This window comes from Clostridium sp. ETTB3 (genome assembly GCF_053571985.1).
On the sequence record NZ_CP199832.1, the window covers coordinates 2,580,442 to 2,595,532 of the forward strand.

A 15,091-nucleotide genomic window follows, 5' to 3' on the forward strand; every position below is an offset into this window, starting at 1 on the left:
AATACTTAAATCATAACAACATTCTCCTATAACAAATACATATACATTTAATTAATATGCTCTTCATAGTAGCCTTAATTTTTAAAATTTTATGTCCTACCGTTGACTTTTATATTTCATTAAATTAGCATTATATAATAAACTTTCTTTTTAAATACAATTTTATTTGTATAAATTAATTAAAATAAACATAGGAGGACTTTTATGATCTCTAACTTTTTAATAAAAAAATTTATTAAAGAACCTGAAAACATATCTGATGTAAAAGTAAGAGAATCTTACGCTAATCTTGCTGGTATAATTGGAATAATTACTAATTCATTACTTTTTTTAATTAAATTATCAGTTGGATTACTTTCTAACTCAGTTTCAATTTTAGCTGATGCATTCAATAATTTATCAGATGCAGCTTCTTCTATAATAACTATCATAGGATTCAAAATGGCAAATAAACCTGCTGATGCTGAGCATCCTTTTGGACACGGACGTATAGAGTATATAACTGCAATGGTAGTTTCCTTTATGGTTATGCTTGTAGGGTTACAATTTGTTAAAACTTCTTTTCAAAAAATAATTACCCCTACTCCAGTATCATTTGAAACTATTCCATTTTTATTATTGCTAATTTCAATTGGCTTTAAATTATGGCTTTCAAAGTTTAACAAATCCATTGGTAATAAAATTAATTCTTCAACATTAAAAGCAACTGCAACTGATGCAATGGGTGATGTTTTTACTTCAAGTACTGTTGTTATTTCTTTTTTAATAGCTAAATTTACAACACTTCCTATTGATGGATACATAGGTATAATTGTTGCATTAGCTATAGTTTATTCTGGTTATTCTCTTATTAAAGAAACACTTAGTCCTCTTTTAGGAGAACCACCTGATCCAGAATTAGTAAATGATATAATTAATATGGTTATGTCTTACGATAATATTACTGGAATTCACGATTTAGTCGTTCATAATTATGGACCTGGTAGAATTATGGCTTCAATTCATGCTGAAATTCCTAGCAATATAGATATTATGAAAATTCATGATATTATAGATACTGCTGAAAGAGAAATTTCAAAAAAACTCAATATTTATTTAGTCATACACATGGATCCTATTTGTGTTGATACAGATGAAATAATTGAAGCTAGAAACATGGTCATATCAATTTTAAATAAATATGATGCAGTAAAATCATTTCATGATTTTAGAGTTGTTGGGGAAAATGATAAAAAAAATCTTGTTTTTGATATAGAAGTTTATCCTTCTAAGCTTAATCAATCAAATTCTCCAGAAAAACTATTATCACAAATAGAAGCTGATATCAAATTACATGCTCCTAAATATAATTGCATAATAACTTTAGATTTAGCATTATAAAATAGTTTGACTCAATTTAAAAGTAATTATTTCTCTTTTAAATTGAGTCATTTTTTTTAAATGACGAATTGTCAAGCTAAGTGCAACACTTAGCTTGTTCTTCGTTAAATGCTTCTAACGGTGTCTTGTATCCAAGACATTTCCGTGGTCTATTATTTAAAATATCCTCAACAATATCAACATGATTTTGATTTATAGTAGAAAAATCAAATTTTTTAGGAAAGAATTCTCTAATCAAGCCATTTGTATTTTCATTAGTTCCTCTTTGCCATGAACTGTAAGCATCAGCAAAATACACATCTAAGTCTAATTTATTTTCTAACTCTAAATATCCAGCAAATTCTTTACCACGATCTACAGTCAATGATTTTAAATTATTCCTACCAAATTTGCCTAATGCAATAATACAATGTTCATTAAAAGTAGAAGCTTTTCTATTTTGCATTATTCTGATTTTTGTTAAACGTGTTTTTCTTTCAACGAAAGTTGAAAGACACGCCTTAGATTTTCCCCTACTTGAAACAATAGTATCAAGTTCCCAGTGTCCAATATCTAATCTTTTTCTTACATCTTTAGGTCTTTGACTTATTGTTTTCCCTATATTGAATTTACCTCGAGTTTCTCTTGGTTTTAGTGATTTACCCTTCCTGCGAAGCAGGTCAACGGAACAGTGCTCCAAAATACCTTTATATAGCCAAGAGTATATAGTGCTAAATGAAATTATTTGTTTATTAAATTCAAGTTTTAGACGACCTGAAATCTGTTCTGGAGACCAGTGATTATTTAGCTTTTCTTGAACATAGTTTACTAACGAAGCGTTAGCAATTTTTCCATGAGGTTTACATTTAACTCTTCTGTTTTCATATTTATCTTGAGCTACATGAGCTTTGTATCTTCCATTAAGATTGTTTCTTTTAATTTCTCTTGAAATACTTGATTTATTTCTGTTGAGTTCTTTGGCTATTTTAGATAAACTCCATCCTAAATTTAAATATTCTACTATACAACAACGTTCATTTATAGTAATATGTTTATAGCTCATACAGTCACGTCCTTTAAAGTGGTTTTCTAGTCAATTATTACTTTAACATGAACGTACCCGTATGGGTTATTTTTTTGCAATTAATTAGTGTTGCACTTGATATTGTAATTTATCAAATAATTAAATTATAATAAATTTTATCTTCCATTAATTTATAATATTCAGTCTTTTCCTCTGGCCTTCTTTTAGAATACCATTTAATCAATTCATCAATAACTTTATAAACACCGTTATTTAAAAGTTTAGTCAATTTTTTAATAATAATTAATTCTTCAACTGTTACTATACTACTTATCTCAAATTCTTTAAGCTTTTTCTTTAAATATATATATTCACATTTCTTTACACCCAAGTGTTCTCCTTGCATTGCAATATTAAATAATTCTTTATATTTATCACTATCATATAAATCATTTTCATATAAAAAAACAGCAAGATTTCCATAACAATTTAAATTTCCAAGATCTATTCCATCCTTATATAAATTTATTATTTCATCTTTACTCATATTAATTAAATTATTTTCTCCTAAATTTGCTTTAATAAAATTTGCTGTTCCCTTATCTATTTCTTCTATTTCATTAATTAACTCATTTCCTCTTTCTTTATTTTCCTCAATTCCAATTCCCTTATAACAATAATATATTAATCTTTCTTTTCCTTTTAATACATCTAAATCTATTAACTTAAACACATAATAAATTGCCTTAATATCATTTTTCTTGTTTCCAATTCCTTTTTCATATATTTGTATAAGATTTTCTACCCCATCTATATCATTTTTATTAGCTGCTTTTTCATACCATTTAATAGCTAAATTTATATTTCTAGATAAAAATATTCCTTTCTTATACCAATCTCCAAGCTTATTCATTGCTTTAATACAATTCTTTTCTGCTGCAAGGTTATAATATTGATAAGCCTTTTCATAATCTTGCATTACACCTATACCTTTTTCATATATATATCCAAACTTAAAAATTGATTCTTTTAATTCATATTCTACTCCAAATTTAATATATTCAACTAATTCACTCCTATTTATATCCTTCTTTTCACTTAATTCATTTATCATAATAGATGCTAAATAATCAGCTGCATAAGGTGAATTTAGCCTATATGCTTCCTTTAATAATCTTTTTACTATTTCTGTTGTTTTTTCTCCAAATTTATTTAATCTTAAATATGCAACTGCAAGAACATACATCGCATGAGGCTCTTTCCTTGCTGCTGCAAATTCAATATATTCTATTGCTTTTTCTAAATTTCTTTCAATTCCTTCTCCATTGTAATACATTATTCCAAGTCTTTGAGTACATTTTAAATTCCCTTCTTCATGCCCCTCTTCATAAGTTGAAATAGCTTGATTAATAAGTCCCTCATCTTCATACAACTTTCCAAGTTTAAAGTAAATACTCTTATCACCAAATTCTATTGCTTTATTATAAAGTTCTATTGCGGAATATAAGTCCTTTTTAACATGCAAACCCTTTAAATACATTTCAGCCAATGATTCTATACAATTAGTATCTAAAGCAATATAGCCCTTAGATAAATAATTAAATGCCCTTTTATAATCCTCTTCAATGTATATTCCCTCTAAATAAGACCTTCCAATTATATAATATGCATCTTCATAGTCATTTTCAGCAGCTTTTTCCATCCAATAATAAGCTCTTATTAAATTTTCTTCACATCCCTCTCCATTTTTATACATTAATGATAATGCATATTGTGATGCTGGAAAATTACACTTTGCAGCTTTACTATGCCATTTAAATGCAGTATTTAAGTCTTTTTCAATACCTAACCCATTATAATAACATCGTCCCAACTGATAATATGCTGCTGCATATTCATTTTCTGCACTTTTTTGAAACCACATAAAGGCTTTATAATAATCCTTTGGCAATCCATTTCCTTCTGCATATAAAACTCCTATTGAATACTGTGAAAAAGCATTTCCCTTGTTTGCTGCTTTATAATACCACTGATATGCTATTTCATAATTTCTAGATATTCCAATTCCTCTATCATAAAATAATCCTAAATAACTTTCAGCATATTCATCATTAAACTTTGCAGCTTCCAAAAAATATTTATATGCTGTTTTATAATTTCTCTTTACTCCTCTTCCAAAATAATATTTTTCGCCTTCTTCAACTAAGGAATGTGATAATTCTATTTCTTTTTCTTCTATATCTGAAAAATTAATCATCATAGACTTATTACTTTTTAAATCATTATTAGTAATTAACGTTGACTTTCTTAAATACTTTTTAAAGATTTCTTTTTCTTCTTCCAATAAATTTTCTAAAAATAATGAATAATTTTCACTACCATAATTAATTACAAACCAAACTAAAACTTCATATATAAGTTTTAATTTTTTAATTTCCTCTTTTTCATGATTTTTATCAATGCTTTTACTTTCATTTAAGCCTTGCTCAACACTTTCTCTATTATTTTCATTACCTACACTACTTTTTATTTCTATATCTGTTTTATTAACATTACTCTTTACTATTTTTCCCCATAATATTATCTTTTCTACTATTTCATTAGGAATAACACCTATTTCTTTTAATACTTCTAATCTTTTTAAGCATTCTTCATTTTCATCATATAAAACTTTATTTTGTTTAGAAATATAATAAATAATATCATTTATTACATCATTCACTTCTTTATTTATCATTTCTAAATTAGTTTGATCTTTTAATTTATTTAAATCTTCATATATATCATTAAACTCCAATTTTAGAAAATCATAATTAAAGCTTTTATCCATATGGCCTCCAAAATTGTTATTATTCCTACTATTAGTTTATTATATGGTTAATATCTTTATTAATAATATTTTTTTATAAAATAAAAATAAACAAATTATTTTTCTATAATAACTTGTTTATTAAATATAATTTATTATAATACCTTAGATAAAAAGTCTATTGTTCTTGGATTCTTTGGATTTGAGAATATTTCTTCAGGAGTTCCCTCTTCCATTATATTTCCCTTATCCATAAAAAGAATTCTATCTCCAACTTCCCTTGCAAATCCCATTTCATGAGTTACAACAACCATTGTCATACCTTCCTTGGCAAGTTCCTTCATAACATTTAAAACTTCACCAACCATTTCGGGATCTAATGCAGAAGTTGGTTCATCAAATAACATAACATCTGGGTCCATAGCTAATGCCCTTGCTATTGCTATTCTTTGCTTTTGCCCACCAGATAAAGATGATGGGTATGCATCTGCCTTATTAAGCAATCCAACTCTATCAAGAAGCTCTTTTGCCTTCTTTTCAGCATCAGCCTTGCTAACTCCCTTAACCTTAATAGGAGCTATTGTTAGATTATCTAATACTGTTTTATGTGGAAAAAGATTAAATTGTTGAAACACCATGCCCATCTTTTCCCTAATTTTATTTATATCAACTTTTTTATCAGTAATATTTTTTCCCTCAAAAATTATTTCTCCTGAAGTTGGAACTTCTAATAGGTTCAAGCATCTTAAAAATGTACTTTTTCCTGAACCTGATGGTCCTATTACAACTACAACTTCACCTTTTTCTATATGCTCATTTATTCCTTTTAAAACTTCATTTTTTTCAAAACTTTTATGGAGATTATTAACACGAATCACTTTTTTTCATTCTCCTTTCTATAAGAGATATTATTCTACCTAATGTAAATGTCATAATAAAATAGAAACCTGCAGCTACTATATATGGTTCTAATCCTAAATATGTAGATCCTACAACTACTTTACCTGCAAACATTAATTCATTAACACCAATTATTGATGCCATTGATGATTCCTTAATTATTGCAACAAACTCATTACCTATAGCAGGTAATATATTTTTAACAGCTTGTGGTATTACAATTAACATCATAGCTGTGCTTTTCTTCATCCCTAAACTTCTTGCTGCTTCCATTTGTCCTTTATCAACTGCTTCTATACCAGCTCTTACTATCTCAGATACATATGCTGCTGAATTTAAAGCAATTGCTATTATTGCTGATGTAAATGGACTTAAATCTATTCCAAAAAACATCTTAGAGCCTGCATACATAATTAAGATTTGTAATAACATTGGTGTTCCTCTAACTATTTCAATATAAATTACTGCTAATATCTTTAAAGGTTTGATTTTCCAAACATGAAAATTTGAAGTCTTCATAAAAAATAATAAAGATCCAAATATAGCTCCAAAAAATACTGTAATTAAAGAAATTAATAATGTATATTTAACACCTTCAAGATAATAAGGCAAATAATTTGGTACAAAACTAAAATCAAAATGCATTTTTTATCCTCCTATTTTTTCTATAATAAAATTTACTATTTAGCAGGGCCTATACCATATTAGACTCTGCTATAACTAAATTTTATATTTCTAAATTCCCCTTATTTTTATTATCTTATATTTATAATATTTATTATTCTTCAACAATATTTGCTGTTGCTGCTAATTCATTAGCCTTTTCTATATATTCATCCATTTTTCCTGATTCATTTAACTCTGTGATAACTTCATTAACCTTTGCTAATAATTGTGGATTATTTTTAGCAATACCAACTGCATTTCCACCTGTTTGTTCTTCGTATATTGGTTTTCCTACTGCTAATTCTGGATTGCTTTTAACAGCCATTTCTGCAACTGGCTTTTCCATAACTATTGCATCAACCTTTCCAGCTTTTAATTCTAAAATTAAATTATTAATATTAGATAATTGTTGCAAATTTACATTTGGAATTTCTGTTTTTGCTATTTTTTCTTGTGTTGAACCTAATTGTACTCCAACTTTTGCACCTTCTAAATCTGCAAATGTTTGATACTTGTCCGCATCTTCAGCTCTAACTAATATTCCATGTTTTGAATTATAATAAACTTCTGAGAAATCTACCACTTTAGCTCTTTCTTCAGTTGGATTCATTCCTGAAATTACAAGGTCAACCTTTCCTGCTGGTAAAGCTGATACTAAAGCATCAAAATCCATTTCTTGAATTACTAAATTAACCCCTATTTTATTTGCAATTTCATTTGCTATATCAACATCAAATCCACCTATAACATCTTTTCCATTTTCATCTATATAATGAAACTCATATGGTGCATAATCAGCACTCATTCCCACAACTAATTTACCATTCTTTTGTATCTTTTCTAATAAATCAGTTTTTGAAGCAGAATTTTTATCATTAGAAGAACCACATCCTGCAAGCCCCATTGTCATTATTCCTAAAACTGCTGTAGCAATTATTTTTTTCATTAATCCCTTTTTCATATTTAAATCCCCCTTAAACTTTATGTATTCTTGAACTCTTCCTTAACCACAGCATAATTATACACCGTTAAATTATATTTATGCAATACTTTTTTATAAAATTTTATATTTATGCATATAAAACATAGAATTCATGCATAAACACTATGTTTTATATGCATAAATCTTACTTTAAATAAATTTTATAATAATCTTATTGTGATTATATGCATATTTTATGGCATAAGTCTTATATTTATTTTTCATTAATTAATCAATATTTAAATAAATTACTGAATTTTGTCCATTTTTTAATATATTATGAATAAAATATTATGGATAATCTATTTTTATTAGGAGTGAATTTAATGACAACGTTAAAAGAAAGGCATCTCTTTCCTGGTGGTAATACCTCTAAAGGATTTTATTCTTTATATAGATATGTACTTTCTCAAGATGATGCAAAACGTATACTTTGTATAAAGGGTGGTCCTGGAACAGGAAAATCACAACTTATGAAAAAAGTTGGAGCTTATTTTGCTAAAAAAGGATATACAATAGAATATCATCATTGTTCTTCTGATCCTAATTCTTTGGATGGTGTTCTAATTAAAGAATTAAACATAGCATTATTAGATGGAACTTCTCCTCATATTGTAGATCCTATTAACCCTGGAGCTGTTGATGAAATTCTTAATATGGGTGATGCATTAAATATAGATATGCTTGCCAAAAACAAAAAAGAAATTATTTATTTAAATAAAGAAATAGGTAAAAACTTCAAAAGAGCTTATAGGTATCTAGGGTCTGCAAGATGTATTCATGATGATTGGAGCAGTTTAAATTATGAATCTTTAGATTCTAATAAAATTTCTAATATTATTGAAAATCTAAAAAATAATATATTTAAGTCTGATAAAATTGGATATGGAAGTGAACGTCACCTTTTTGCTACAGCAATTACACCTAATGGAATAATTACTTATGCAGATCAACTTAGTAGTGAATTTAAAAAAAAATATGTATTAACTGGTGGTCCAGGATTTGGGAAAACTGATATTTTAAAATTCATAGGAAGTAGCGGTCAAAAGAAAGGTTATTTTATTGAATATATGCATGACCCATTTGTACCTGAGCGAATTGAGCATATCTTTATCCCTGAAACATCAACATGTATTATAACAAATAATGAAATTAATCAAGCTAATTATACTGGAATCGAATATAACTTATTTGATTATACTAAATCTGCTTTATCTACTTCTAAAAAAGATGATATAAAATATAATAGTGATTTATTTTATGAATTAATTAATAAGGGAATTTCATTAATTCATAATGCCCATTTACTTCATGATGAATTAGAAAGTTATTATATTAAAGCAATGGATTTTGCTTTTGCTGATAATATTTATAACAAAGTTATTAATAAATTAGAAAAATATGAATAGTTAAAATAAAATGAGTACAATATTACCCACTAGTATATTGTACTCATTTTTAATTAATCTTCTAAATTTATATTCTTTGATATTATATCATAACCTGTATAAGCCATAGCTAAAGCTGCAATTAATAATCTATCATGAGCTTTATCAGTTATTGTTGAATTTGCCATTTCAACACTATGTCCTACCATTGGGCAATCTGTTAATCCAATATAAGGATGAATTGTTGCTGTAACATGACTAACATTTCCTATATCACTTGAACCCCCAGTTGCTTTTGCTTCTTTTATATCTGTAATTCCTAATTCTCTTAAGTTATTATTAAATAATTCCGATAACTTTTCATTAGTCTTTAAGTCATCATATGGTAATTCATATCTTTCCATTTCAAGAGTTGCACCAGTCATTAAAGCTGCACCTTCTGCAATCTTTTTAACCTTTTCTACAACTTCGCTTAATCTCTCCTTCGTAGATGCTCTAAAATAAAAATCTGCAACTGCTTCACCTGGAACTATATTAGCTGCAGCTCCACCTTTAGTTATTATTCCATGCATCTTTACATCTGGTGTTACATGTTGACGAAGTGCATCTATTCCATTAAATAATTTAATAACACTATTTAATGCATTTATTCCCTTTTCTGGACAAGATGCTGCATGAGCAGTTTTACCTTTATATATAAATCTTATAGGATATAAAGCACTACTTGATCCACTTGCTCTAGTTTCACCATCTGGATGAACTATCATTGCTGCATCTAATTCATCAAATGCACCTGCTTCTGCTAAAATAACCTTTCCTCCATTTGTTTCTTCTGCTGGAGTTCCATAAACTATAACTTTTCCTCCAATTTCAGATAAAACCTTACTTAAAGATACACCTGCACCACAAGACATAGCACCTATCATATTATGACCACATCCATGCCCTATTTCAGGAAGTGCATCATATTCACATAAGTATCCTATATTTTTTCCTTCTTTTCCACTATCAAAAGTAGCTTTAAAAGCTGTATCCATTCCTGCATAAGGACATTCTATTTCAAATCCATGTTCCTTTAAAAATCTAGTTAAAGCTTCAACAGCCTTATATTCTTGATTTCCCAATTCTGGATTATTATATATGTAATCACTTATTTCATATAACTTTTCTTTAATTAATTGAGCTTCATTATATATTACTTTTCTCATTTCTACACCTAACCCTTCTTTAGTTTGTAGTTTATAGTGAGTAGTTAGTGGCTGGGGCTGTCTCACTAAAAATTTTATACACAATATATTGTAGTATTTATTCTTAATGCGACATCCCCCTTAAATATATTTTTCTAAAATTCAGCGTTAGCTGAATTTTTTCATTAAGTCCAAACTACTAACTCCCCACTACTAACTCTCTTAAGCCCATCCAATCATCATTGCACATGTTATAAATATAATTGCAAGTGCAAATAGTATTATTTGTAATGGTAAAATCCATTTAAACCACTTTGAATATGGTATTCCTGCCATACCTAAACATGCCATTAAAACTCCTGATGTTGGGAAAATAGCATTTGAAAATCCATCCCCTAATTGGAATATTAAAACAGTTGTTTGTCTTGATATATCAAGTAAATCACCAAGTGGTGCTAATATTGGCATAGTTAATGCTGCTTGCCCTGAACCTGAGATAACAAAGAAGTTTATGAACATTTGAACTGGTAACATTACGCATGCAGCTAATAATGATGGTAATTTACCTATAAATGATGATAAACCATATAATATTGTATCTATTATTTGAGAATTTTCAGCAATTATAACTATAGCTCTTGCAAATCCAATTACCATAGCAGCTCCAATCATATCTTTAGCTCCTGCTACAAATGCATCTGCCATTTCATCAGCTTTTAATCCACCAACTATTCCTGCAAATATTCCTGTTATTAAAAATACAGCTGCTATTTCTGGAATCCAGAAACCTTTTCTTAAAACTCCCCATATAATAACTGCTAAACAAACACCAATAGATGCAATAATAATTTTATGTGAAAGTGTAAACTTAATTTCTTCATTTTCACTTTTATTTAATTTTTTGCGTTTTTCTTCATCTAATTTATACATTGGACTAAGTTGTGGATTCTTTTTGATTCTTCTTGCATAAATCATTAAGAAAATAATCCCTACTATTGTAGTTATAACCCATAAAATACTACGATATACTACTCCTGAAAATAAGGTAATTTCAGCTATTGATTGTGCTATACCTACTGTAAATGGATTTAGCATTGCTGTTGCAAACCCTACGATACATCCTAAATAACTTATTCCTACTGCTAATATACTGTCAAATCCAAGTGCTAACATTAATGGTGTTAAAATTGTTATAAATGGTATAGCTTCTTCTGTCATACCAAAAGTTGCTCCACCAAGTGAAAACAATGTAAATATAATAGGAATTATTAATAATTCATTTCCCTTAAAAATACTAACAACCCTTGCAATAGCTGAATCTATTGCTTTTGTTCTCGTTATTAAACTAAATGCACCACCAACTATAAATAAAAATGCTATAATTTCAGCTGATTGTTCTAATCCACTTATAGGTGCTTGCATTACTGAAAACAATCCTTGTGCTTCATTTTCAACATAGTGGAATGAACCATTTAATACTACTGTTTTACTTTGTCCATTTACATCAGCTATTACTCTATCATATGAACCACCAGGAACTATGTATGTTGCTATTGCCATTAGTATTATTATTGAAAAAATAATAACTAATGTATGTGGGACTTTTATTCCATTACTAAAATTCTTTAAAAATCCCTTTTTTTCATTATTTACTGCATTTTGCATAGCTAAAAACTCCCCCTAAGCATTATTTCGACATCATAGATGAAGGAGATATATATTAAAAATTATTTTACTTATAAAAAATAACTTTTTAAGAACAAAGTTGCTATCGCCACGTCAACTTCGTGGTATAAAATTTACAACTTTAAATATTGAAATCCATTGATATAACTAGCTTTACAATTTCCTATACATAAAAAAGTCTTGAGTTTATCACTCAAGACCATATCACTACAAAAACTAATTTTAATTTATCATTTGTAAAAATATAATCATATTAGTGATAGCTCTTCACAAAATGTGACAGTGTTATATATATTATATATAACCCCAATAATATAACCTCAAAGCATTAGCTATATATTTCGGCGAAATTTCCTTTCTATTTACATCTTTGTGCTTACCTCCGCAAATATACTATTAAATATCGCAACCTCTACCTACTTCATATCTATTCGTCCTTTATAATATACAATTTTTTATGCATATTGTAAAGTTATTTTTGCATAAATATAAATTTTAAAATATTTTTATAAAAAAGTATATTTTTATTAAGGATTTAAATAAAATATCTTTTTGTACATTCTGCTATTTTTTGTAGTTTTCAGTTATCGATTAAGCTCTTCTACCTCACTATCATGACCCTTGATTCTTTTAAACTTAAAATTATCCATAATAATTATAATTTAATACTTTATATTTGGGCTGTCGCACTAAAATTTTTATACACAATATATTATAGTATTTATTCTTAATGCGACATCTCCGTTCCTATATTCTACTCCATCCTATAATTTACTACTTTTAATCTATGAAGTGCTCTTGTTGCCATAATATATTTAACTAAATCATCAGTATTATCATCAAAATTAACTATTATAACACCATCAAATTCAAGTCCTTTAGCATAATAAGAAGGAACTATAACTTTTCCCCCTCTGTAAATAACATCTTCTCTATCAAAAGCTAAAAGTTTAGTAAACTTTTTAAGTTCAGGTGATATTTTCTTAAGTTCTTCTTTATCTTTAGTTATAATTGCAATATTATCATAATTTTCATCATCATAATCTTCTAATGTTTCTAAAATAGTATCTATTAAATCATCTTCATCTTTAACTTTCACTTCTTCAACATCAAACTTACCTTTTCTAACAAATGGTACTATTGCATTTTCATCTAATAACTTACTTGCATACTCCATAATTTGGAATGTAGATCTATAACTCTTATTTAAGGCATAATTCTTAACAAATCCGCCAAATAAAGATTTAAGCTTAAGCATAGCTGGCTCTTCTTCTACTTTTATAAGCCTTTGATTCGAATCTCCAACTATAGTATAACTCTTACATCCTGTTAATTCCTTTAATACAATGAACTGAAGCATGCTATAATCTTGAGCTTCATCAATTACTATATGCTTAATTTCTTTACTAGATTTCTTACCATCAAGCTTAATCATTAAATAAAGTATTGCTGGTAAATCTAAGTATGATAAATTTTCAGTATTAGTAAATTCTTTATAAATATCTACTATACTTTCATTATCTATCCACTTTGCTAAGTTTTCCTTTTGAATCATTAGTTCTCTAACAATTTCTCTAATCCTTATTTTTCTTTGGAATTCTATATTATTTTGTTCAATAACTAATTGTTCTTCTGTTAAAGAAGCTAATTTTCCCTTAACTTCAGCATTTAAATTTCTTACTAATTCATCTCTTTTATCTTTAAGCTTTTCAGTAATTATTCTCTTTATTTTTTTGCTTCTTCTAAATAAAGGCATATACTTATAGTAATTTTCAAACAAGTCATTAATTTCTTCTATTGAAACTACTTCTTCATCAAAGAATTTAGCTGCCTGAACATTAAAATAACTATTTTCTAAGTCCTCACATTTCTTATCTAATACAGATATAAATCCTTCTCCAGCCTTATATTTAATTTCATTTATAACTTCTTCATTGCCTTTTAAAACTTCTTCTAAATAAGCTGTAAAATCAATTACTGGTTCATTTAATCCAATTTCATTTATTACAAAATGAGCAAACGTTTGTTGATTAACATTACTTTCACCTAAAGTAGGAAGAACCTCCCCTATATAATCAATGAATATATCATTAGGTCCTAATATTAATACCTTATCGCCTAACTGCTCTCTGAAATTGTATAAAAGATAAGCAACTCTATGAAGTGCAATTGTAGTCTTACCAGAACCTGCAACACCGTTAACTACTACAACCTTCATTCTTTCTTCTCTTATAATTTCATCTTGCTCCTTTTGGATAGTCATAACTATATCCTTAAGCTTTTCTCCTGCATTTGATGATAAAATCATTTGAAGAATATCATCTTTAACATCAATATCTGAATCGAAGAACCCTTCTAATTTTCCTTTTTTAATCATTATTTGTCTTCTTACTAATATATCTACTAGAACTTCTCCAGCTGGTGACTTGTAACTAGTTTCACCTAATGTTCCCTTATAAAATAATGATGCAACCGGTGCTCTCCAATCTACTATGGCAGCATCAAAATTTCCTTCTGGAGTTAATCCATATCTACCAACATATATTTGTTCTGCATATCCATTATCCTCAAAATTAACTTTTCCAAAGTAAGGTGATTCCTTTAACTTTGTAAACTCAGCTAATTTTTTATCTATAGTTCTATACATTTCTTCTTTTACATATCTCTCATGATCGAAATATTCCATTACTTTATCTTCGTCATCTCTATACTCTTCAATAAACTTCTTTCTATATTCTAATATGTAATCTGAAACATCTTTTCTTTTTTGTATGTAATTTAATATTTCCTGACTTAATAAATTCAAAGTATATTCTAAATTTTGCTCTTCTTGTAAAAACTCAAAATTATTCAAAATAAACCCCTCCACGATTTTTTTAGTTGTAAGTTTCAAGTGACAAGTGAAAAGTGAAAAGCTTTGGTATAAATTCAGCCTTAGCTGAATTTTATAAAATAAATTTAAGAAATTCCCTAAGGAATTCCATCCACAACTTGCCACTTACCACTTGCCACTTACTAACAATGTTTAAGGAGTTAAGCTTGTTTTACTGCTTAACTCCTTATTATCATAATTAAATATTTTTTAATTTA

General features: G+C 27.6%; 10 protein-coding genes and 1 riboswitch. Of the genes, 2 read left to right on the forward strand and 8 right to left on the reverse strand.

Annotated elements, in window-relative coordinates; all coding sequences use genetic code 11:
* Window positions 1-204 precede the first annotated feature (204 nt).
* Window positions 205-1,380, forward strand: a complete 1,176-nt coding sequence (locus tag ACUN06_RS12355; RefSeq protein ID WP_294368238.1) for a cation diffusion facilitator family transporter — start codon at window positions 205-207, stop codon at window positions 1,378-1,380.
* A gap of 76 nt (window positions 1,381-1,456) precedes the next feature.
* On the opposite strand, the gene ACUN06_RS12360 is transcribed toward ACUN06_RS12355, so the two are convergent.
* The 5 genes from ACUN06_RS12360 to ACUN06_RS12380 form a co-directional block, all read right to left on the reverse strand.
* A complete protein-coding gene (locus tag ACUN06_RS12360; RefSeq protein ID WP_042403103.1) occupies window positions 1,457-2,422 on the reverse strand; it encodes an IS30 family transposase in 966 nt (321 codons plus the stop codon).
* Between the two features lie 112 nt (window positions 2,423-2,534).
* Window positions 2,535-5,213, reverse strand: a complete 2,679-nt coding sequence (locus ACUN06_RS12365; RefSeq protein WP_449389902.1) for a tetratricopeptide repeat protein — start codon at window positions 5,211-5,213, stop codon at window positions 2,535-2,537.
* A 134-nt stretch (window positions 5,214-5,347) separates the two neighbouring features.
* A complete protein-coding gene (locus ACUN06_RS12370) occupies window positions 5,348-6,070 on the reverse strand; it encodes an amino acid ABC transporter ATP-binding protein (RefSeq protein WP_291731580.1) in 723 nt (240 codons plus the stop codon).
* Window positions 6,057-6,737 (reverse strand): amino acid ABC transporter permease, encoded by a 681-nt coding sequence (locus tag ACUN06_RS12375; protein WP_449389903.1) that lies wholly within the window; start codon window positions 6,735-6,737, stop codon window positions 6,057-6,059. Before ACUN06_RS12375 ends, ACUN06_RS12370 begins: the two co-directional genes overlap by 14 nt.
* Before the next feature lie 133 nt (window positions 6,738-6,870).
* Complete coding sequence (locus ACUN06_RS12380; protein ID WP_291731578.1) at window positions 6,871-7,719, reverse strand: transporter substrate-binding domain-containing protein; 849 nt, start codon at window positions 7,717-7,719, stop codon at window positions 6,871-6,873.
* A 347-nt stretch (window positions 7,720-8,066) separates the two neighbouring features.
* On the opposite strand from ACUN06_RS12380, the gene ACUN06_RS12385 reads away from it, so the two are divergent.
* A complete protein-coding gene (locus tag ACUN06_RS12385) occupies window positions 8,067-9,149 on the forward strand; it encodes an ATPase (protein WP_301953623.1) in 1,083 nt (360 codons plus the stop codon).
* A gap of 53 nt (window positions 9,150-9,202) precedes the next feature.
* Here the strand turns inward: ACUN06_RS12385 and ACUN06_RS12390 are convergent, their stop codons facing one another.
* The 3 genes from ACUN06_RS12390 to ACUN06_RS12400 form a co-directional block, all read right to left on the reverse strand.
* The gene (locus ACUN06_RS12390; protein ID WP_291731576.1) at window positions 9,203-10,336 is read right to left on the reverse strand and encodes a M20 family metallopeptidase; all 1,134 of its coding nucleotides are present in this window, start codon (window positions 10,334-10,336) and stop codon (window positions 9,203-9,205) included.
* 201 nt (window positions 10,337-10,537) lie between these two features.
* Window positions 10,538-11,980, reverse strand: coding sequence for a YfcC family protein (locus ACUN06_RS12395; protein ID WP_449389904.1), 1,443 nt, complete (start codon window positions 11,978-11,980; stop codon window positions 10,538-10,540).
* A 273-nt stretch (window positions 11,981-12,253) separates the two neighbouring features.
* Window positions 12,254-12,424, reverse strand: a riboswitch (Lysine riboswitch).
* A 331-nt stretch (window positions 12,425-12,755) separates the two neighbouring features.
* Window positions 12,756-14,858 carry a HelD family protein gene (locus ACUN06_RS12400; protein WP_449390283.1) on the reverse strand — a complete coding sequence of 701 codons (2,103 nt, stop codon included), beginning with the start codon at window positions 14,856-14,858 and terminating at the stop codon, window positions 12,756-12,758.
* Window positions 14,859-15,091 lie beyond the last annotated feature (233 nt).